14 protein-coding genes, 6 tRNA genes and 1 pseudogene are annotated in these 20,815 nt (G+C 60.7%); 16 read left to right on the top strand and 5 right to left on the bottom strand.

Annotation, left to right across the window (positions count from 1 at the left end; all coding sequences use genetic code 11):
• Positions 1 to 163 precede the first annotated feature (163 nt).
• Both IWX85_RS13695 and IWX85_RS13690 read left to right on the top strand, forming a co-directional pair.
• Positions 164 to 676 carry a tripartite tricarboxylate transporter TctB family protein gene (locus IWX85_RS13695; RefSeq protein WP_036809957.1) on the top strand — a complete coding sequence of 171 codons (513 nt, stop codon included), beginning with the start codon at positions 164 to 166 and terminating at the stop codon, positions 674 to 676.
• Positions 677 to 2,179: a tripartite tricarboxylate transporter permease gene (locus IWX85_RS13690; protein WP_196870104.1), complete on the top strand. Its 1,503-nt coding sequence runs from the start codon at positions 677 to 679 to the stop codon at positions 2,177 to 2,179.
• A 225-nt stretch (positions 2,180 to 2,404) separates the two neighbouring features.
• Here the strand turns inward: IWX85_RS13690 and hemH are convergent, their stop codons facing one another.
• A complete protein-coding gene (hemH, locus tag IWX85_RS13685) occupies positions 2,405 to 3,508 on the bottom strand; it encodes a ferrochelatase (protein WP_036809963.1) in 1,104 nt (367 codons plus the stop codon).
• A 20-nt stretch (positions 3,509 to 3,528) separates the two neighbouring features.
• On the opposite strand from hemH, the gene IWX85_RS13680 reads away from it, so the two are divergent.
• Together IWX85_RS13680 and IWX85_RS13675 are read left to right on the top strand one after the other, a co-directional pair.
• Positions 3,529 to 4,224, top strand: a complete 696-nt coding sequence (locus IWX85_RS13680) for an HAD family hydrolase (RefSeq protein WP_036809966.1) — start codon at positions 3,529 to 3,531, stop codon at positions 4,222 to 4,224.
• A gap of 18 nt (positions 4,225 to 4,242) precedes the next feature.
• Positions 4,243 to 4,875: a glutathione S-transferase family protein gene (locus IWX85_RS13675; protein ID WP_036809969.1), complete on the top strand. Its 633-nt coding sequence runs from the start codon at positions 4,243 to 4,245 to the stop codon at positions 4,873 to 4,875.
• A 64-nt stretch (positions 4,876 to 4,939) separates the two neighbouring features.
• Here the strand turns inward: IWX85_RS13675 and hpnE are convergent, their stop codons facing one another.
• The 3 genes from hpnE to hpnC all read right to left on the bottom strand — a co-directional run bounded on the left by hpnE (position 4,940) and on the right by hpnC (position 8,216).
• Positions 4,940 to 6,202 (bottom strand): hydroxysqualene dehydroxylase HpnE, encoded by a 1,263-nt coding sequence (gene hpnE, locus IWX85_RS13670; RefSeq protein ID WP_196870103.1) that lies wholly within the window; start codon positions 6,200 to 6,202, stop codon positions 4,940 to 4,942.
• Positions 6,203 to 6,440: 238 nt separating this feature from the next.
• Complete coding sequence (hpnD, locus tag IWX85_RS13665) at positions 6,441 to 7,283, bottom strand: presqualene diphosphate synthase HpnD (protein ID WP_036809975.1); 843 nt, start codon at positions 7,281 to 7,283, stop codon at positions 6,441 to 6,443.
• 78 nt (positions 7,284 to 7,361) lie between these two features.
• Complete coding sequence (gene hpnC / locus IWX85_RS13660; RefSeq protein ID WP_231379770.1) at positions 7,362 to 8,216, bottom strand: squalene synthase HpnC; 855 nt, start codon at positions 8,214 to 8,216, stop codon at positions 7,362 to 7,364.
• A gap of 131 nt (positions 8,217 to 8,347) precedes the next feature.
• Here hpnC and IWX85_RS13655 point away from each other — a divergent pair, with 131 nt between their 5' ends.
• The 12 genes from IWX85_RS13655 (at position 8,348) to IWX85_RS13600 (ending at position 19,991) form a co-directional block, all read left to right on the top strand.
• Positions 8,348 to 9,511 (top strand): efflux RND transporter periplasmic adaptor subunit, encoded by a 1,164-nt coding sequence (locus tag IWX85_RS13655; protein ID WP_036809979.1) that lies wholly within the window; start codon positions 8,348 to 8,350, stop codon positions 9,509 to 9,511.
• Positions 9,512 to 9,518: 7 nt separating this feature from the next.
• Positions 9,519 to 12,734 carry an efflux RND transporter permease subunit gene (locus tag IWX85_RS13650; protein ID WP_196870101.1) on the top strand — a complete coding sequence of 1,072 codons (3,216 nt, stop codon included), beginning with the start codon at positions 9,519 to 9,521 and terminating at the stop codon, positions 12,732 to 12,734.
• Between the two features lie 120 nt (positions 12,735 to 12,854).
• A tRNA-Leu gene (locus IWX85_RS13645) sits at positions 12,855 to 12,941 on the top strand.
• 111 nt (positions 12,942 to 13,052) lie between these two features.
• Positions 13,053 to 14,363: a trigger factor gene (tig, locus tag IWX85_RS13640; protein ID WP_036809982.1), complete on the top strand. Its 1,311-nt coding sequence runs from the start codon at positions 13,053 to 13,055 to the stop codon at positions 14,361 to 14,363.
• A 93-nt stretch (positions 14,364 to 14,456) separates the two neighbouring features.
• The gene (clpP, locus tag IWX85_RS13635; protein WP_051984310.1) at positions 14,457 to 15,107 is read left to right on the top strand and encodes an ATP-dependent Clp endopeptidase proteolytic subunit ClpP; all 651 of its coding nucleotides are present in this window, start codon (positions 14,457 to 14,459) and stop codon (positions 15,105 to 15,107) included.
• 128 nt (positions 15,108 to 15,235) lie between these two features.
• Positions 15,236 to 16,501 carry an ATP-dependent Clp protease ATP-binding subunit ClpX gene (gene clpX, locus IWX85_RS13630; RefSeq protein ID WP_029524025.1) on the top strand — a complete coding sequence of 422 codons (1,266 nt, stop codon included), beginning with the start codon at positions 15,236 to 15,238 and terminating at the stop codon, positions 16,499 to 16,501.
• A gap of 121 nt (positions 16,502 to 16,622) precedes the next feature.
• Positions 16,623 to 19,052, top strand: a complete 2,430-nt coding sequence (gene lon, locus IWX85_RS13625; RefSeq protein ID WP_196870157.1) for an endopeptidase La — start codon at positions 16,623 to 16,625, stop codon at positions 19,050 to 19,052.
• 61 nt (positions 19,053 to 19,113) lie between these two features.
• Positions 19,114 to 19,189 (top strand) — tRNA-Gly (locus IWX85_RS13620).
• Positions 19,190 to 19,248: 59 nt separating this feature from the next.
• Positions 19,249 to 19,322 (top strand) — tRNA-Cys (locus IWX85_RS13615).
• A gap of 75 nt (positions 19,323 to 19,397) precedes the next feature.
• Positions 19,398 to 19,473: transfer RNA gene (locus IWX85_RS13610), tRNA-Gly, on the top strand.
• 59 nt (positions 19,474 to 19,532) lie between these two features.
• Positions 19,533 to 19,606 (top strand) — tRNA-Cys (locus IWX85_RS13605).
• A 299-nt stretch (positions 19,607 to 19,905) separates the two neighbouring features.
• Positions 19,906 to 19,991: transfer RNA gene (locus tag IWX85_RS13600), tRNA-Leu, on the top strand.
• Between the two features lie 220 nt (positions 19,992 to 20,211).
• Here the strand turns inward: IWX85_RS13600 and IWX85_RS13595 are convergent.
• Positions 20,212 to 20,730 (bottom strand): annotated as a pseudogene (locus IWX85_RS13595) (transposase); the annotation flags it as partial.
• Positions 20,731 to 20,815 lie beyond the last annotated feature (85 nt).

Genomic DNA, 20,815 nt, shown 5'->3' with positions numbered 1-20,815 from the left:
TTTTCCGGTCAACGGGAAATGCGGCCTTGCAGGGCTGCGCCCCTGTTTTTCCATCTCACACCCGGCACCGTGCAGCACGGGTGCGGGAGCAGTTTGCCTGTGCAACAGACCCATTCACGCCGTCTCATCGTGCCCACGAAGATGTTCAAGTAGGTAACAAGTGATGACCCCTCCCAAAAAATCATTTCCCTTCCAGACCCTGGTTGGCCTCGGCGTGCTGCTGATCGGCCTGGGCCTGGCCGCAGGCGCACTCACCATCCCGTCCGCTGCCGGCTACGGCGGCGTCGGCCCCAACTTTCTGCCCTGGCTGGTGGCCCTGTCGTTGCTGGTGTGCAGCGGCTTCATCATTTGGGAGTCGCGCTCGGGCGGCTTTCGGGCGATGGACGAATCGGCTGACGGCCCCCAGCCTTACTGGCTGGGCTTTGCCTGGATGTCGGCCGGGCTGCTGGCCAATGCGGCGCTGATCACCACCATCGGGTTTATCTTCAGCTGCACCCTGTGCTTTGTGCTGGCAGTCCAGGGCCTCAAAGGCGCCGAGGGCCGCAATGACCGCGGGCCTGCGTTCCTGCTCAAGGACGCGCTGATCGGCATGGCGATTGCCGCCCCGGTGTTCTGGATGTTCACCCAATTCCTGGCCATCAACCTGCCAGGCCTGACCTCGACGGGATGGCTCTAAATGGATATTTTCAACCAGCTGCTGCAGGGATTTGCCACGGCGGCCACCCCTATCAACCTGCTGTGGTGTTTTGTCGGCTGCGCCCTGGGCACGGCCATCGGCGTGCTCCCGGGCATTGGCCCCGCCGTGGCCGTGGCGATGCTGCTGCCGATCACCGTCAAGGTCGAGGCCACGGCCTCAATGATCTTTTTTGCCGGCATCTACTACGGCGCCATGTACGGCGGCTCGACCACCTCCATTTTGCTGAACACACCAGGGGAAACCGCCAGTATGGTCACGGCGATGGAAGGCAACAAGATGGCCAAGAGCGGCCGCGCTGGTGCGGCGCTGGCGACTGCCGCCATCGGCTCGTTTGTCGCGGGCACGATTGCCACGGTGCTGGTCACGCTGTTTGCGCCCATCGTGGCTGACCTGGCGGTCAAGCTCGGCCCGCCCGAATACTTCATGCTGATGCTGCTGGCCTTCACCACCGTGAGCGCCGTTCTTGGCAAAAGCACGGTGCGCGGCATGACGGCGCTGTTCATCGGCCTGGCGGCCGGCCTCGTCGGGCTGGACCAGATTTCAGCGCAGGCGCGCTACACCGGCGGTGTGCCTGAACTGCTTGACGGCATCGAAATCGTGCTGGTGGCGGTCGGCCTGTTTGCCGTGGCCGAGGCCCTGTACGCCGTGCTCTATGAAGGCCGCATTGTCGATACCCAGAACAAGCTGAGCCGGGTCCACATGACCAGGCGCGACTGGCGCCGTTCCTGGCCGGCGTGGCTGCGCGCCACGGCAATCGGTGCGCCGTTCGGCTGCATTCCGGCCGGCGGCACGGAAATTCCGACTTTTCTCAGCTATGCGGTCGAGAAAAAGCTGGCCAAGGGGGAAGACAAGGCCGAGTTTGGCACCCAGGGCGCGATCGAAGGTGTGGCCGGCCCGGAAGCCGCCAACAATGCCACCGTCACCATGGCGATGATTCCACTGCTGACGCTGGGCATCCCGACCTCGAACACCACGGCGATTTTGCTGGGCGCGTTCCAGAACTATGGCATCCAGCCCGGACCGCAGCTGTTCACCACTTCGTCGTCGCTGGTCTGGGCGTTGATTGCTTCGCTCTACATCGGCAACGTGATGCTGCTGGTGCTCAACCTGCCCATGGTCGGCCTGTGGGTCAAGCTGCTGAAAATCCCGAAGCCTTACCTCTATGCCGGCATCCTGATTTTTGCCACGGTCGGCGTGTACGGCATGCGCCAGAGTGCGTTCGATCTGTTCCTGCTGTATGGCATTGGCGTGCTGGGCGTGGTCATGCGGCGTTTTGATTTTCCGACCGCGCCCGTCGTCGTCGGCATGATCCTGGGCCCGCTGGCCGAGGCGCAACTGCGCAATGCAATGTCAATCGGCGAGGGCAGTGCGATGGTGTTTTTGCAGCGTCCCGTGTCGCTGATTCTGCTGGTGGTGGTGGTGGCCGTGTTGGTGCTGCCACGCCTGATCAAGCGCTGGATGGCGCGCCGCCAGCGCACCTGACGCTGCATGATGCCTGGCGCCCAGTGTCCGGGCGCAAGGCATTTGCCGTTGCGGTTCAAAGGCTGCCGCCAGCGGCCAGACCCCGGGGCTGATGAGGCTAGGGCAGCGCCAGCTAGGCCAGGAAGTCCGGCCCGCAGATGGTGGCCAACCAGGCCTCCTGCGCCTTCTTCGGGAGAGCCAGTCTTGCGCGGCCGCTTGACGCTGCTGAAACAGCCTTTCCGTCGGCTATTGCCTGGCCCCGAGGGCCAGCGCCCGATCCCGCGAGTCGGACAGGGCTTTCGGGTCAGGCTGGTTCGCCGTGTCCCAGCCGCCCATGTGCCGGATGGCAATGTCGCTCAGGGCCGCCAGCCACCGCGGGTTGTCATTCAGGCAGTCGATGTAGTGGAACGCCTGGCCGCCCGCTTCCAAAAAGGCATGGCGCGCCTCCATGGAGATTTCTTCCAGCGTTTCCAGGCAGTCGCCGGTGAAGCCCGGGCAGACCAGGTCAACGCTTTTCAGGCCCGACTGGGCCAGCTTGATCAGCGTCGGCTCGGTGTAGGGCTCCAGCCATTTGGCCTTGCCAAAGCGCGACTGGAAGGTGAGCTGGTAGCGGTCCTTGGACAGGCCCAGGTTTTCGGCCAGCAGGCGCGCGGTCTTGTGGCATTCGCAGTGGTAGGTGTCGCCCAGTGCCAAGGTGCGCTCGGGAACGCCATGAAAGCTCATGACCAGCTTGTCGGCCTGGCCGTTTTGCTTCCAGTGCTGGCGGACCCGGTCGGCCAGCGCGTCGATGTAGCCCGGATCGTCGTGGTAGTTGTTGATGAAACGGAACTCTGGAATCCGCCGCACCCTGGCGGCCCAGGTGTAGACCGCGTCGAATACGCTGGCCGTGGTGGTGCCGCTGTACTGCGGATAAGCCGGCAGGATCAGGATGCGCGTCACGCCGTCAGCTTTCAGCTGGTCGAGCTGCGAGGCAATCGACGGGTTGCCGTAGCGCATCGCATAACGCACCTCGACCGGGTGGCCGCGCTGGCCCAGGTAGCCGCGCAGCATGACCGCCTGTTTTTCAGTCCAGACCTTCAGCGGCGAGCCTTCGGGCAGCCAGACGCTGGCGTACTTGGCGGCCGATTTTTTCGGCCGGGTGCGCAGGATAATGCCGTGCAGGATCAGCCACCAGAGGGCTTTGGGAATCTCGACCACGCGCGCGTCGCTGAGGAATTCGCCCAGATAACGGCGCAGCGCCGGCGCGGTGGGCGCATCGGGCGTGCCCAGGTTGCACAGCAAGATGGCGGTGGTGGCAAGCGCTTTGGGCGGTGCGCCGTGGGTATAGGAAGGCTCGGGTGCAAATGACATGCGGTATTCTCGCCTAAGCCATGCTTGACCTGACCCCCATCAAAGCCATCACCCTAGACCTGGACGACACGCTCTGGCCTGTCTGGCCGACCATCGAAAAAGCCGAGCAGGCACTGCATGACTGGCTTGCCCTGCATGCCCCGCAGACGGCGGCGCTGCTGGCCCAGCCAGCGGTGCGCCACGAGATTCGCGAGCATGTCAACGGGCTGTACCCCGAACTCAGACACAACCTGAGCGTCTTGCGCACCCGGGCCATCCGGCTGGCGCTGAGCCGCAGCGGCAACGACCCGGGCCTGGCCGAAGCGGCGTTCGAGGTGTTTTTTGCCGCGCGCCACCAGGTCACGCTGTTTGACGATGTGCTGCAGGCGCTGCAATTCCTGTCGCACCGGTTTCCGCTGGTGGCGCTGTCCAACGGCAATGCCGATGTCCACCGCATCGGCATTGGAAGTTATTTCACGGCCAGCCTCAGCGCCCAGCAGTTCGGCGTCGGCAAGCCCGATCCGCGCATTTTTCATGCGGCGGCAAGCGCCGTCGGGGTGCAGGCGCACGAGGTGTTGCATATCGGCGACGACGCCGCGCTCGATGTGCTGGCGGCGCTCGACTGCGGCATGCAGACGGTCTGGGTGAACCGCACCGACCATCTCTGGACGCATCCCGCCCAGCCGCACGAAACCGTGACAACGCTGACCGAACTGTGCGACCTGTTTTCCTCGTGAGCCCCACTGAAAGCCGACATGACCTTGAGAATCTATGGCACGGCGGCCTCCCGCGCTGCGCGTCCCCTGTGGGTCGCGCAGGAACTGGGCCTGGCCTACGAGCACATCGCCTTGCCCTACGTGGGCGGCGCCACGCGCACGCCCGAGTTCCTGAAGGTCAATCCGAACGGGCGCATCCCGGTGGTGGACGACGACGGCGTGCTGGTCTGGGAATCAATGGCCTGCACGGTGTACCTGGCCGAGCGTTTTCTGGGCAGCAACGGCCTGTCGCTGGCGGCGCGTACCCATGCCGAGCGCGCCGAGATCCTGCGCTGGACTTTCTGGGTCGTGACCGAGTGCGAAAAGGACGCGCTGATTTTCCTGATGCACGCCATGCTCATGCCGCCTGAGCGCCGCAAGCCGCAACTGGCCGAGGAATCGCTCCGGCACCTGGCCAGCCCCCTGCGCATCCTGGACCAGCACTTGCAGGACCGCCCGTGGCTTGCCGGCGACCGCTTCACCGTGGCCGATATCTGCGTGGCGTCGGTCATTGCCTGGCTCGAAGGCGCCAGCGAGCTGATGGCGCAATGCCCGCAGGTGCAAGGCTGGCTGCAGGGCTGCCTGGCGCGCCCGGCCTTCCAGCAGGTCCGTTTCATGGCGAAAAGTGCCTGATGCGCTTATTCAGTAAGCACCTTTCGCTATCAATTGATGAGCGGTTGGCTGTGCGGCCAGTTATTCAGCGCAAGCTGCGGGCCGCCTCAAGCCCGGAGCGCACCGCGCCTTCCAGCGTCGCCGGATACGGACCGGCCAGGTAGTCGCCGCAGGCCAGCAGACCGTTGGCGACCTGCTGCGCCGGTCGCTGCAAGCCTGGCGTGCAGGCGAAGGTGGCGCGTTTTTCGACAATCGTCTGCACCGGCTGCAGGTCCGCCAGTCCCAGTTGCCGCGCGGCCTGCGTTAGCACCTGCCGTGTCAGCGTGGCGCTGTCGCCGGTGCTGGCGCTGACGACAAAAGCCAGCAGGCCGGCCGGGCCGCCGAGCTGCCCCCGGTCAAAGACAAACTGGGCGGGTTCACCCGCGCTGGCATGCAAGGCCAGCATCGGCTGCGGCAGGCGCGCGCTGGCGCCAGACACATAGACGGTGGTCAGCGCTTCATGCGCCAGGCCGCGCGCCTGCGCCATCCACGCCTCGGCGGCGACACCGCTGCCCTGCACCAGGCGCGCCGCTTCAGCCGGCGGGCAGGCCAGCAGGACGCGGTCAAAGGTTTCGCTGTCCACCGCCCAGCTTGGGCCGGCTGGCGACAGGGACTGAACCCGCACACCCAGCCGCTGCTCGCCGCCGTGTGCCGTCAGCCAGGCCAGCGCCGCATCGGGCAGCAGGGCGCTCAGGTCGGCGCGCGGCAGCAGCAGGTTCGAGCCGCCGCTTTGCGCAAACAGCGCATCGTGCATCACGCGCAAGAACACCTGCCCACAGGCGCGTTCGGGCGGCGTGTTCAGCGCCGAGACACACAGCGGATCGATCAGCGACGCCATCGGCCTGGGCGCCAGGCGGCGGCACAGCTCGCTGACCGATTGCCCCGGCGGGCAGGTGAAGCCGCCCAGCCGCCAGCCCAGCGCCACCCTGAGCAGCGACAGCTTGTCGGCCCACGACCAGCCGCTGGCGGTCGCGATCCCGGCAACGGCATCCAGCGGCGCCGGCCAGTCGGGCAGCTTCAGGCCGCTGCCGTCGGGGAAGCGCATCGTCAGCGGCAGGCGCAGGAAGGACGCGGCCGCATCGACACCGACATCCTTCATCAGCCGCAGCGTCGCGGCATAGGCGCCAATCAGGATGTGCTGGCCGTTGTCCAGGGCGACCGGCAGACCGTCCAGCGTCGCCATGACGCGCCGGGCGCGACCGCCAGCGGTGCGCGAAGCCTCGAAAATCGTGACCTGATGACCGCGCCGCGTGGCCTCGACCGCGGCGGCGCAACCGGCCCAGCCAGCGCCGACGATGGCGACCTTCATGCTTTTCCAGCAACAGACATTTGTCCGCCTGGCCATCCCCAAGCCAGCCAGAGCCCCGGAACCGGCTTTGCCGGGCCGCAGGCGCAGCGGTCCCCCTGGGGGGCAGCGCAGCACGCGAAGCGACAAGCGTGGGGGCGATGGCCATACCAGCAGGGGCCGCGGAACCGGCTTCGCCGGACCGCAGGCGCAGCGGCCCCCCTGGGGGGCAGCGCAGTACGCGAAGCGACAAGCGTGGGGGTCATTGCACTTTGCCAAACGCCTGGGTTTTCCAGGCTAGCCAGAACTTGCGCAGCGGCGTCAGGCTGACGCGCTGGTGCAGCACCTGAAAGTTGTCGGCGGCGATTTCGCGCAGCAGCGTGCGGTAGATGCTGGCCATCATCAAGCCGGGCTTTTGGGCGCGGCGGTCGGCTTCGGGCAGCAGCGCCAGCGCTTCGTCGTACAGGCCAAGCGCGCGTTCGGTCTGGGACTTCATCAGCGCGGTGAAACGGTCCGAATACTCGCGCTTCAAAATTTCGTGCGCCTTCACGTCAAACTGCTGCAGCTCATTGACCGGCAGGTAGATGCGCCCGCGCATCGCGTCTTCGCCGACGTCGCGGATGATGTTGGTGAGCTGGAACGCCAGGCCCAGCTTGTGCGCGTAAGCGGTGGTGGCGCCATCGGTCTGGCCAAAGATGCGCGCCGCCACTTCGCCGACGATGCTGGCGACCAGGTGGCAGTAGCGCTGCAGCGCCGGAAAATCCAGGTAGCGGTTTTGCGACAGGTCCATCATGCAGCCGTCGATGACCGCCTGCAGGTGCCGCGCTTCAATGCCGTAGGTGGCGGTCATCGGCATCAAGGCTTTCATCACCGGATGGGTCGGGTTGCCGGCAAATGACTTGGCCACCTCGCCCTGCCACCAGCCCAGCTTGGTATGCGCAACGCCAGGGTCGGTCACTTCATCGACCACATCGTCGATTTCGCGGCAAAAGGCATAAAAAGCGGTGATGGCGGCGCGCTTTTCCTGGGGCAGGAAAAGAAAGGCATAGTAAAAACTGCTGCCGGAAGCGGCGGCCTTTTGCTGGACATAGTTCTCGGGCGTCATGCGCGAGATTGTCGCAGGCTGAAACGGCCGATTTGCTGCAGTGCGGGATACAAGGTTAAAAGCGTCGGGGCTATATCCTTACATCCAGATTGCGCGCCAGCCCATCACCATCACATCCCAAGTTCCGAGCTTGGGCCGCTGCCGCAGCGTGTCAAAGCCCTGTGCCTCGATCTTGTCCAGAATCCGCAGGCCGCCTTGGACCACCAGGCGCAACTCCCAGCCGCCGCGCCCGGGCACCTTTTTCACCAGTTTCGAGCCTTTTCGCATCATGGCGCCCGCCAGGTGGGTGTGAGCAGCTATTAAATTTATAGTACTCGGGTTGCGCTCCAGCCTGAGGAGCTGCGCTTCATCAACGCCATGCTCGGCCCAGCTGTCGGCAGGCAGATAAATTCGTCCGCGCGGGATGTCCACGCCCAAATCCTGCCAGAAGTTGATCAGCTGCAGCGCGCTGCAGATGCAGTCGCTTTGCGCCAGCGATTCGGCATCGTTCACGCCGTAGAGGTGCAGCAGCAGCCGGCCGACCGGATTGGCCGAACGGCGGCAGTAATCAAACAGTTCGGCCTGGCTCGCATAGCGCTGCTTGATCACGTCCTGCTCGAACGCACTCAGCAGGTCGGCCAGAAGATTCACCGGCAGGTCGAACTGCCGGATCATCGGGCCGAGTTGCCTGAACACTTTGGTCCAGCGGGGTGAAGGCGGCCGGCCGGCGGCGGTCGCCATCAGGTCGGCGCGGTAGGCGGCCAGGTCGTCCAGTCTGGTTTGCGGCGCAGCATCACCTTCATCGGCGATGTCGTCGGCGGTGCGGGCAAACCAGTAGATGGCGGCAATGGCCGGGCGTAAATGCGGCGGACACAGCACTGTGGCCACCGGAAAATTCTCGTAATGGCTGACGCCTTGCAGGCTGGCAGGGTGCGGGGAGGGGCCTGGATTCATGCGCTGGATTGTCGCTTGACAAGATTTTGCATTTCTCATAGATTACTAACCGATCAGTCAGTAACCTTTGGTCATGCTGCCTCGCACCTGACCGCCCGGATTCGCCCGGTCCCTTTTCCCATCAGCCCATCATGAACAAAACCGTTGTCTCCCTGGCAGGCGCCGCCCTGCTGCTGGTCGCCTGCTCAAGGCCCGCCCCGCCCGAGGAACCGGTTCGCGCCGTGAAGGTCATCACCGTCGGCGCCAGCGCTTATTCCCCACGCCATGAATATGCCGGCGAAGTCCGGGCGCAGGTCGAATCCCGGCTGGGGTTCCGGATTGGCGGCAAGCTCGTCAAGCGGCAGGCTGAACTCGGCCAGCAGGTCAGGGCCGGGCAGGTGCTGGCGCAGCTCGATCCGCAGGATTACCGGCTGGCCGCCGAGGCTGGCCGCGCGCAGGTGGCCGCCGCCGCCACCAACCGCAACCTGGCCGCCGCCGATTTCAAGCGCTACCAGGTCCTGAAGGACCAAAATTTCATCAGTGGCGCCGAACTTGAACGCCGTGAAGCGGCCCTGAAGGCTGCGCAGGCGCAGCTGGAGCAGGCCCAGTCGCAGTCGGCGGTGCAGGGCAACCAGACCGGCTATGCGGTGCTGACGGCCGATGTGTCCGGCGTCGTGACGGCGGTGGAGGCCGAGGCGGGCCAGGTCGTGGCCGCCGGCGCGACCGTGTTGCGGATTGCTGCCGACGGCGTGCGCGACGTGGTGTTTTCAGTGCCCGAGGACAAGGTGACCAGCATCAAGCCAGGCGCGCCGGTGCGCATCCGCGTCTGGGCGCAGGACTCCGAACTGACCGGCAAGGTGCGCGAGGTGGCTGCCAGCAGCGACCCGGTGACGCGCACGTACCCGGTCAAGGTGTCGATCGAGGGCAAGGCGCCGCCGCTGGGCGCGACGGTTTATGCCATTCTGGGCAACGACGCCGCCACCGGCGCGCCGGTCATCAAGCTGCCCACCAGTGCCTTGCGCCAAGAAGGGCAGGGCACCGCCGTGTGGGTGCTGGACAAGGCCAGCATGACAGTCAGGTCGCAGGTGATCCAGGTGGCCACCGCCGACAGCAACGAGGTGGTGGTGGGCTCTGGCCTGACGCCGGGGATGCTGGTGGTCAGCGCCGGCGTGCATGTGCTGTCGCCCGGCCAGAAAGTCAGTATTTATGAATCAAAAATGCCTTCTGCGCAAGCTGGACGGGTGCAGTCAGCTCCTGATTCAATAGCGAAGCCGGCACTGGCCGCGCCGGCTGCTTCCGCTTCCGGTACGAAGTGAGGCCGGCATGACGCAACCCATCCACAATCCGTCCAGCGGCCCAGGCGATGTGCCTTCAGAAAAATTCAACCTGTCGCGCTGGGCGCTGGAGCATCCGGCGCTGACGCGCTACTTGCTGCTGGTGCTGATGGTGCTGGGCTTTTCGGCCTATTTCCAGCTCGGGCAGGATGAAGACCCGCCGTTCACCTTCCGCGCCATGGTGGTGCGCACCTACTGGCCGGGCGCCACCGCGCAGCAGGTGGCCGAGCAGGTCACTGACAAGCTCGAGCGCACGCTGCAGGAGGTGCCCTATGCCGACCGCATCCGCAGCTATTCCAAACCGGGCGAGTCGCAGATCATTTTCCAGATCAAGGATTCGTCCAAAGCCAGCGAGGTGCCCAATGTCTGGTACTCGGTGCGCAAGAAGATCGGTGACATGCGCGGCACGCTGCCCGCCGGCGTGCAGGGCCCGTTTTTCAACGACGATTTCGGCGATGTCTATGGCGTGATCTACGCGCTGGAGTCTGACGGCTTCAACTATGCCGAACTCAAGACCTTTGCCGACGACGTGCGCCAGCAACTGCTGCGCGTTCCCGACGTCAGCAAGGTCGAGTTATTCGGCGTGCAGGAAGAAAAGGTCTTCATCGAGGTGTCGCAAAAGCGCCTGGCCACGCTGGGGCTGGACCTGAACCAAGTGCTGGCGCAACTCGGCCAGCAAAACGCGGTCGAACCGGCGGGCAGCGTGCAGACGCCGCTCGATGTGGTGCAGGTGCGCGTCGCCGGCCAGTTTGAGACGCTGGCGCAACTGCGCGCCATGCCGATTCGCGGCAGCTCGGGCCGGCAGTTCCAGCTCGGCGACATTGCCGAGATCCGGCGAGGTTATGTTGATCCGCCGACCGTCAAGGTGCACCACCAGGGCCGGGAAGTGATTGCGCTGGGCGTGGCCATGACCAAGGGCGGCGACATCATCCGGCTGGGCAAGTCGCTGGAAAAACTCTCCGCCAGCCTGGAACGCAGCCTGCCGGCCGGCGTCAGGCTGGTCCACATGCAGGACCAGCCGAAGGCCGTGGCCAGTTCCGTGAACGAGTTTGTCGGCGTGCTGATCGAGGCCGTGCTGATCGTCCTGGCGGTGAGTTTCATCAGCCTGGGCCTGCACAAGCGGCCGCACGCGGGGCCGGGGCAACTGCCGCTGTGGAAGCGCTACTACATTGACATCCGGCCGGGGCTGGTCGTGGGCATCACGATTCCGCTGGTGCTGAGCCTGACCTTCCTGGCGATGTGGTACCTGGGCATCGGCCTGCACAAGATTTCGCTGGGCTCGCTCATCATTGCGCTGGGGCTGCTGGTCGATGACGCGATCATTGCCGTCGAGATGATGGTGCGCAAGATGGAGGAGGGCTACGACAAGGTGCGCGCCGCCACCTTCGCCTACGAAATCACCGCCATGCCCATGCTGACCGGCACGTTGATCACCGCCGCCGGGTTCTTGCCGATTGGGTTGGCCAAGTCCGTCACGGGCGAATACACCTACGCAATTTTTGCGGTCACGGTGATCGCGCTGGTGCTGAGCTGGATCGTGTCGGTGTACTTCGTGCCTTACCTGGGTACCGTGCTGCTCAAGGTGCCGCCGCATGTGATGCAGGTTCAGGCGGGCGAGGACAGCCCGCACGAGATGTTCAACAGCCCGTTCTACAACACCTTTCGCCGCACCGTGAACTGGTGCGTGGAACACCGCTGGCTGACGATTGGCGGCACGGTGCTGATCTTTGCACTCGGCATTGTCGGCATGGGCCGGGTGCCACAGCAATTTTTTCCGGATTCCAGCCGGCCTGAAATCATTGTTGACATCTGGTTTCCTGAAGGCACCTCGTTTGCTGCCAATGAAATGACCGCCAAGCGCGTCGAGCGGCGCCTGATGCAGGAAGAGGGCGTTGCCACCGTCAGCACCTGGCTGGGTTCGGGCGTGCCGCGTTTCTATTTGCCGCTGGATCAGGTTTTTCCGCAGACCAATGTCTCGCAAATGATTGTGCTGGCCAAAGACCTGAAGGTTCGCGAATCGCTGCGCATCAAGCTGCCGGCGCTGCTGGCGACCGAGTTCCCTGAAGTGCGTGGCCGCGTCAAACTGTTGCCCAATGGGCCGCCAGTGCCGTATCCGGTGCAGTTTCGCGTCGTCGGCAGCGACCCGCTGGTGCTGCGCGAGCGCGCCGACGAGGTCAAGGCCGTGATGCGCGACAACGCCAGCATGCGCGGCGTCAATGACAACTGGAATGAATCGGTCAAGGTGATGCGCCTGGAAGTCGATCAAGCGAAGGCGCGCGCACTCGGCGTGACCAGCCAATCGATCGCGCAGGGCGCGCGTACGCTGCTCAGCGGCTCGACGGTAGGCCAGTTCCGCGAAGGCGACTTGTCTGTCGACATCGTGCTGCGACAGCCGGTCGATGAACGCAATGCCATCACCGATATCGGCAATGCCTATTTGCCGACGGCGTCTGGCCAGTCCATTTTGCTCACGCAGGTTGCCAAGCCGGTGTTTGCCTGGGAGCCGGGCGTGATGTGGCGCGAAAACCGCGACTACGCCATCACCGTCCAGGGCGACATAGCAGAAGGACTTCAGGGCGCCACTGTCACCACGCAATTGCAACCCAAGCTAAAGGCGCTGGAAGAAAAATGGCACAGCAGCGGCATGACGGGCTACCGCATCGCAGTGGCCGGCGCGGTCGAAGAAAGCAGCAAGGGCTCGGCATCCATCGCGGCCGGGATCCCCATCATGCTGTTTCTGACCTTCACGTTGTTGATGCTGCAACTGCACAGCTTCAGCCGGGCCATGCTGGTGTTCCTCACCGGCCCGCTGGGCATTGCGGGGGTCGCCGGGGCGCTGATTCTGCTGGGCCGTCCGTTTGGCTTCGTGGCCTTGCTGGGCGTGATTGCGCTCATGGGCATGATCCAGCGCAACTCCGTCATCCTGATTGACCAGATCGAGCAAGACCGGGCCAGTGGCATACCCGCCTGGGACGCGATTGTCGAATCGGCCGTGCGCCGCCTGCGACCCATCGTGTTGACGGCGGCAGCGGCCGTGCTGGCGATGATTCCGCTCTCGCGCAGCGTGTTCTGGGGGCCGATGGCGGTAGCCATCATGGGGGGGCTGATCGTTGCGACGGTGCTGACGCTGCTGGCCTTGCCGGCGATGTACGCGGCCTGGTTTCGCGTCCGGCGGGAAGAGGGCGGCACACCGCCTTCGGCTTGAATACGACCGCCGGATTGTTTGTCAGAAAAAGCGACCTCCGGATACAGGCTAAAATAGAAAGTTGACCGATTTCAGGCGGGAATCTGGAGCGTAATCCGGATTCCCGCTGTTTTTTCAGGAGCGCGGGTGGCGAAATTGGTAGACGCACCAGGTTTAGGTCCTGACGGTAGCAATACTGTGCGGGTTCGAGTCCCGCCCCGCGCACCATCCCTGAGGCTTTGCCGTGGCAGTTGTGCCGCTGGCCCTCAGAAGCTGCTTGACTGCAGCAGACCAGGCGAAAGCCCGGTTTTGAACATCTTTGATTTTTAGGAAACCATCATGGCCGTGACTGTTGAAAATCTTGAAAAGCTCGAGCGCAAAATGACGCTCACGCTGCCCCTCAATACCATCCAGTCGGAGGTCAACACCCGCCTGAAAAAGCTGGCCCGTACCGTCAAGATGGACGGTTTCCGTCCCGGCAAAGTGCCAATGAGCGTGGTCAGCCAGCGCTATGCCTATTCGGTGCATTACGAAGTCATGAATGACAAGGTCGGCGAGGCCTTTGCGGTTGCTGCCAACGAGGCCAAGCTGCGCGTGGCCGGACAGCCCCGCATCAGCGAAAAAGAGGACGCGCCTGAAGGCGAACTGGCTTTTGACGCGATTTTCGAGGTCTATCCCGACGTCAAGATTTCCGACCTGGCTAACGCCGAAGTCGAAAAGGTCAGCGCAGAAGTCAGTGACGCTGCCATCGACAAGACGCTCGACATCCTGCGCAAGCAGCGCCGCACCTTTGCCCAGCGCGCAGCCGATTTGCCCGCGCAGGACGGCGACCGCGTCACCATCGATTTCGAAGGCAAGATGGACGGCGAGACCTTCGCCGGCGGCAAGGCGGAAGACTTCCAGTTTATCGTCGGCGACGGCCAGATGCTGAAGGAATTTGAAGATGCAGTGCGCGGCATGAAGACTGGCGACAGCAAAACCTTTCCCCTGAATTTTCCTGCCGATTACCACGGCAAGGACGTGGCCGGCAAGCAGGCCGATTTCCTGGTGACCCTCAAGAAAATCGAAGCAGCGAACCTGCCCGAAGTCAACGAGGCGCTGGCCAAGTCGCTCGGAATTGCCGACGCGACGGTCGAAGGCCTGCGTTCAGACATCAAGAAGAATCTCGAACGCGAAGTCAAATTCCGCCTGTTGGCCCGCAACAAGAATGCAGTGATGGATGCGCTGGTGGCCAATGCCGAACTGGACCTGCCCAATGCCAGCGTACAGGCCGAACTCGAGCGCCTGGTGGAAGGCGCACGTGCCGACCTGAAAAAGCGCGGCATCAAGGACGCTGACAAGGCGCCGATCCCCGACGACATTTTCCGTCCGCAGGCTGAAAAGCGTGTCCGTCTGGGTCTGGTGGTGGCCGAACTGGTGCGCGCCAATGAACTGCAGGCCAAGCCCGAGCAACTCAAGGCGCATATCGAAGAACTTGCTGCCAGCTACGAAAAACCGCAGGAAGTCGTTCGCTGGTACCTGAGCGACAACAGCCGCATGGCCGAAGTAGAGGCCGTGGTGATTGAAAACAATGTTACTGACTTTGTCCTCGGCAAAGCCAAGGTCAATGAAAAAGCCATCTCGTTTGACGAGTTGATGGGCCAGAACTGAGCGGCTGACTTCTCCTGACGCTGGGGCTTGTGCTTTGCGGTACAGGCCCCAACTCATTTTCGGTACAGTACATACATCTCTGGAGAAAAATCAATGGTCAGAAACATCACTTTAGGGGGCTACAGCAGCCCTCAATCCGCCAGTCAGGAAATTCAGGGCCTGGGCATGGTTCCCATGGTCATTGAACAATCCGGCCGTGGCGAGCGTTCTTACGACATTTATTCGCGCCTGCTGAAAGAGCGCGTGATCTTCCTGGTCGGTCCGGTCAATGACCAGACGGCCAACCTGGTGGTCGCACAGCTGCTGTTCCTGGAAAGCGAAAATCCAGACAAGGACATTTCTTTTTACATCAACTCGCCTGGCGGTTCGGTCACGGCCGGCATGGCCATTTACGACACCATGCAGTTCATCAAGCCCGACGTGTCGACGCTTTGCGTCGGCATGGCCGCCAGCATGGGGGCATTCCTGCTGTCAGCTGGCGCCAAGGGCAAGCGTTTTTCTCTGCCCAATTCGCGCGTCATGATCCACCAGCCGTCCGGTGGTGCGCAGGGACAGGCGTCGGACATCGAAATTCATGCCCGTGACATCTTGAAGACACGCGACCAGTTGAACCGCATCCTGGCCAACAACACTGGCCAGACGGTTGAAAAAATCGAGCGTGATACAGAACGTGACTATTTCATGTTTGCCGACGAAGCCAAGGCCTATGGCGTTGTGGATCAGGTGATCTCCAAGCGACCCTGATCTGTCCTGTAGAGCTTAATACTGCTTTGCAACAACGGCGTTTTTCTGTTACAGAAGCGCCGTTTTTTATTGGTTATCATTGGCGAAGCGCATAGTTTCACAATGTCACGTTAAAGGTGCCCCCCACAATGGCCGATAAAAAAGGCTCCTCCAGCGAAAAGACGTTGTATTGCTCTTTTTGCGGCAAAAGCCAGCATGAAGTCAAGAAACTGATTGCCGGTCCATCCGTTTTTGTCTGTGATGAGTGTATTGATCTGTGTAACGAGATCATTCGCGATGAATTGCCTGCGGGCAGTGAAGTGACCGAGACGCGAAGTGACCTGCCGACACCAGCAGAAATCAAGGCGACGCTCGACGGTTACGTTATCGGCCAAGAACCGGCCAAGCGAACATTGGCTGTGGCCGTCTATAACCATTACAAGCGGCTGCGTCACAAGGAATCGGCCAAAAAGGATGATGTCGAACTGACTAAAAGTAACATCTTGCTGATCGGGCCCACGGGTTCCGGCAAGACTTTGCTGGCACAGACGCTGGCCCGGACCCTTAACGTGCCTTTTGTCATGGCTGATGCCACCACGCTCACTGAAGCCGGCTATGTCGGCGAAGACGTGGAAAACATCATCCAGAAGCTCCTGCAAAGCTGCAACTACGAGGTTGACCGCGCGCAGCAGGGAATTGTTTACATTGACGAAATTGACAAAATTTCTCGTAAATCCGACAACCCCTCCATCACCCGCGATGTATCGGGCGAAGGCGTGCAGCAGGCGCTGCTCAAGCTGATGGAAGGCACGATGGCTTCCGTGCCGCCGCAGGGCGGGCGCAAGCATCCGAATCAGGATTTTTTACAGGTTGACACCACCAATATCCTTTTTATTTGCGGCGGCGCCTTCTCCGGACTTGAAAAAGTCATAGAGGGCCGTACAGAAGCATCGGGAATTGGGTTTGGCGCAGCTGTCAAAAGCAAAAAGGCTCGGAGTTTGACTGAAGCGTTCAAGGATGTCGAACCCGAAGACCTGATCAAGTTTGGCCTGATTCCAGAACTGGTCGGACGGATGCCGGTCATTGCCACCCTGGCGGAACTCAGCGAAGATGCGCTGGTGCGCATTCTGACGGAACCGAAAAATGCGGTGGTCAAGCAGTTCAGCAAATTGCTCGCCATGGAAGGCGTGGATCTGGAAATCAGGCCATCGGCCCTGAAGGCCATCGCCCGCAAGGCACTTGCCCGAAAAACCGGCGCACGAGGTTTGCGTTCAATTCTTGAGCAATCCCTGATTGACACCATGTTTGATTTGCCGACCACCAGCAATGTTGATAAGGTGGTTGTTGACGAAGCAACGATCGAGGAAAACAAGCCGCCGTTGCTGGTCTACCGCGAAGCCGCCAAGAAAGCCTGAATCCCGGGCCGGACGAGACAGGCGCCTGCAGTGGCAACCCTCGCCTCCCGTTACTACAATTTCGCTCGATCCTGAAAGGGAGCGTCGCGCTTTGCCTTTTTATGAAGGTTTAGGGTTTTATATGTCTGCACAAACTTTTCTTCCTGCAACTCCTGTCGAACTGCCTCTGCTGCCGTTGCGGGATGTTGTCGTCTTTCCGCACATGGTGATTCCGTTGTTCGTTGGCCGACCCAAGAGCATCAAGGCATTGGAACTGGCCATGGACTCTGAGCGTCGAATCATGCTGGTGGCCCAGAAAACCGCAGCCAAGGACGAGCCGTCCGTTGATGATATGTTCGCGGTGGGCTGTATAGCTTCCATCCTGCAACTCCTGAAGTTGCCAGATGGAACGGTCAAGGTTCTGGTTGAAGGCCAGCAGCGTGCCAGGGTGAACAAGATTGAGGAAGGCGAGCTGCATTTCACCGCCAACGTGTCGCCGGTCGAGCCCGTGGCTGTTGTCGCTGGCAACAAGGGCAGCGAGATCGAGGCCTTGCGCCGCGCCGTTACCCAGCAGTTTGACCATTACGTCAAATTGAACAAAAAAATACCCCCCGAGATCCTGACATCGATTTCCAGCATCGACGACGCAGGACGGCTGGCGGACACGATTGCTGCGCATTTGCCGCTCAAGCTGGATGCCAAGCAGGTTATTTTGGATCTGGACAATGTTAAAGCGCGTCTTGAGAACCTGTACGAGCAACTTGAGCGCGAGGTTGACATTCTCAATGTGGATAAAAAAATCCGTGGGCGCGTCAAGCGGCAGATGGAAAAGAATCAGCGCGACTTTTACCTGAACGAGCAGGTCAAAGCTATCCAGAAAGAACTGGGGGAGGGAGAAGAAGGCGCTGATCTTGAGGAGATCGAAAAAAAAATCAAGAGCGCAAAAATGCCGCAGGAAGCCCGTAAAAAGGCAGAAAGCGAACTCAAGAAACTTAAACTGATGTCGCCAATGTCGGCTGAAGCCACGGTGGTCCGCAGCTACATTGATGTGCTGCTCGGCTTACCTTGGAGCAAGAAAACCAAGATCAAGCATGATCTGCTCAATGCCGAAGCCGTGCTCAACGAGGACCACTATGGCCTTGAAAAGGTCAAGGACCGCATTGTCGAGTACCTTGCAGTGCAGCAGCGGGTTGACAAACTGAAGGCTCCGATTCTGTGCCTCGTAGGCCCCCCGGGTGTCGGCAAGACCTCGCTCGGCCAGTCGATTGCCAAAGCTACTGGTCGCAAGTATGTTCGAATGGCTCTGGGTGGCATGCGCGACGAGGCAGAAATTCGTGGACACCGCCGTACTTATATTGGGGCTCTGCCCGGAAAGGTGTTGCAGAACCTGAGCAAGGCCGGCACCCGAAATCCGCTGTTCCTGCTTGACGAGATTGACAAGCTTGGCACCGATTTCCGCGGGGATCCCTCAAGTGCGCTGCTCGAAGTGCTGGACCCAGAACAGAACCATACCTTTGGCGATCACTACGTTGAGGTCGATTTTGACCTGAGTGACGTGATGTTTGTTGCAACGTCAAATTCGATGAATATACCGCCGGCCCTGTTGGACCGCATGGAAGTCATCCGCTTGTCGGGCTATACCGAAGACGAAAAAACCAGCATTGCTATGCGCTACTTATTGCCCAAGCAGGTCAAGAACAATGGCGTAAAGGACGACGAACTGGAGGTGCAGGAACAGGCGGTGCGCGATATTGTGCGTTACTACACGCGTGAAGCCGGTGTTCGCTCACTGGAGCGGGAGTTGTCCAAGATTTGCCGCAAGGTCGTCAAGGGCATACAACTCAAGAAGATGACTCCCAAAGTACTCGTCACGCCAGACAATCTGAATGAATTCCTTGGTGTCCGGAAATACGACTATGGTCGTGCGGAAAAAAACAATCAAGTGGGCCAAGTTGTTGGTCTGGCTTGGACTGAAGTGGGCGGTGATCTTCTTACGATCGAAGCGGCAGTCATGCCGGGCAAGGGCGTCATCACTCGCACAGGGTCACTGGGCGATGTTATGAAAGAGTCGGTCGAAGCAGCGCGTACCGTGGTCCGAAGCCGTTCCCGGGGTTTGGGTATCAAGGACGAGATGTTTGAAAAACGTGACATACATATTCATGTACCTGATGGTGCGACACCTAAGGATGGCCCGAGTGCCGGGGCTGCCATGACCACGGCGTTTGTCTCTGCATTGACAGGAATTCCTGTCCGTGGTGATGTCGCCATGACTGGTGAAATAACATTGAGGGGTGAAGTGACTGCCATTGGCGGCCTGAAAGAAAAACTGCTTGCTGCCTTGCGCGGGGGCATAAAGACTGTGTTGATCCCGCAAGAAAATGCCAAGGATCTTCAGGAAATTCCAGAAAATGTTAAAGCAGGCTTAGAAATCATTCCAGTGAAATGGATTGACCAGGTGCTGCAGGTTGCCTTGGAGCGGCAGCCGGTTCCCTTAACCGATGAAGAAGTTGCATTGATAGCCGCCGCCAGTGCTGCATCCCCATCCCAATCTGTTGGAACGGTCCAGCATTGAGCAAACTTCTCCCTGATCCAGAAAATGTTTAAAAATCAAGCTATAATTAAAGGCTAGACTCGCGGGAGTAGCTCAGTTGGTAGAGCGCAACCTTGCCAAGGTTGAGGTCGAGAGTTCGAGCCTCTTTTCCCGCTCCAATTCAAAGGGCAGCACTTAAAAATGCTGCCCTTTTTGGTTGGAAATTATCAAAATATAAGGCGCGGTAACAAAGCGGTTATGTACCGGATTGCAAATCCGGCTAGCCCGGTTCGACTCCGGGCCGCGCCTCCACAAACTGATTGCCATCAGTTTTTCACATGAAAACAGAAATAGTGAAAAACTTAGCTATAATCAAAAGCTAGATTCGCGGGAGTAGCTCAGTTGGTAGAGCGCAACCTTGCCAAGGTTGAGGTCGAGAGTTCGAGCCTCTTTTCCCGCTCCAATTCAAAGGGCAGCACTTAAAAATGCTGCCCTTTTTGGTTGGAAATTATCAAAATATAAGGCGCGGTAACAAAGCGGTTATGTACCGGATTGCAAATCCGGCTAGCCCGGTTCGACTCCGGGCCGCGCCTCCATAAAGCCAGGGTCATAAGCCCTTTAATGGGGCTTTCTGTTTGACAATGACAAGCAGCGCAGGGATGCAATTCCTGATTTTTACCAGCGAGAGTGGCGTAATCGGTAGCCGCACGGGACTTGAAATCCTATGTCTTTCCCTGAATGTTCCTCAAATGTATAGAAAAATCAACGACTTACGAAAACATTTGGGACAATTTTTCTACAAGTGGGGATTTTTCGGTTAAAGACACGGGACAACCCTTTTTGGGAAAACAGGCTTCTTGGCATTATGGAAAATTCGACTGCGTGAGTCGAACAAGCGAGAGTGGCGTAATCGGTAGCCGCAAGAGACTTAAAATCTCTCGTCCTATGGGCGTACGGGTTCGATTCCCGTCTCTCGCACCAATCACACATGCCGGCGCACCCGTCCCAGCGCTAAAAGCCCCATCAAGGTCTGCAGGGCGTGGCACAAAGGCCTAGCAGGCTGCTGAAATCTGACTGCGTAGGCACAGCAGTTGAGGTGAAGCATTGCATTTTTGCGATTATTTTTCACACATTGAAATTTCAGCGTTCTTTTAACCGTTTATCGCTGGGTTAAATCGCTCCCACCGATTTTTTTAGCCATTTATTGACCCTGCAAACGGATTTTTCCTAACGTGCGCATGCGCGTCAAGTTGTACGCGGCCATCGTCAGCACAAACACTTGGTCCACGCGCGCCAAGCCGCGCACCATCACCTGGCGAATCCGGTCCACCGTTTTGGCCCAGCCAAAGCCCTGCTCGATGAGCTTTCTCTTTTGCTGCGAGACGCAATAGCCCGCACTTTGGGCAATCGCATCGGGCACGGCTGAGCGCCGTCCTGAAGTGTTCTGCGCCACATGCGGCACAACGCCCATCGCCAGGCACGCCTCGATGAACTCCTGCGCGTCATAGCCCTTGTCCGCACCTAGCGTGATAACGGTTTGCTCGTCTGGCAAGGCTTGCCGGGCGTCATGAATCATGACTTTGGCCGCTTCGCGCTCGGCGTAGCCGTCTGCTCTGGTCACCACGGCGCTGGCAATCAAGCCGTGGCGGTTGTCGCTCAGCGTGTGGCCCATAAAGCGCAGCTCGCTGGCCGTCTTGCCCTTGCGGTACAGCCTAGTGTCGCGTCATGAGAAATTTGACGTGGACAATGGGGAATGGAACATTACAAAGTCACCTTGTCAGAGCAGGAAAGAGCCGAGTTGCAGG

Source organism: Polaromonas sp. CG_9.11 (assembly GCF_015752225.1).
Classification (GTDB): domain Bacteria; phylum Pseudomonadota; class Gammaproteobacteria; order Burkholderiales; family Burkholderiaceae_C; genus Polaromonas.
The sequence above is the reverse complement of the archived record's forward strand: the minus strand, read 5'-3'. Positions and strand labels throughout refer to the sequence as shown.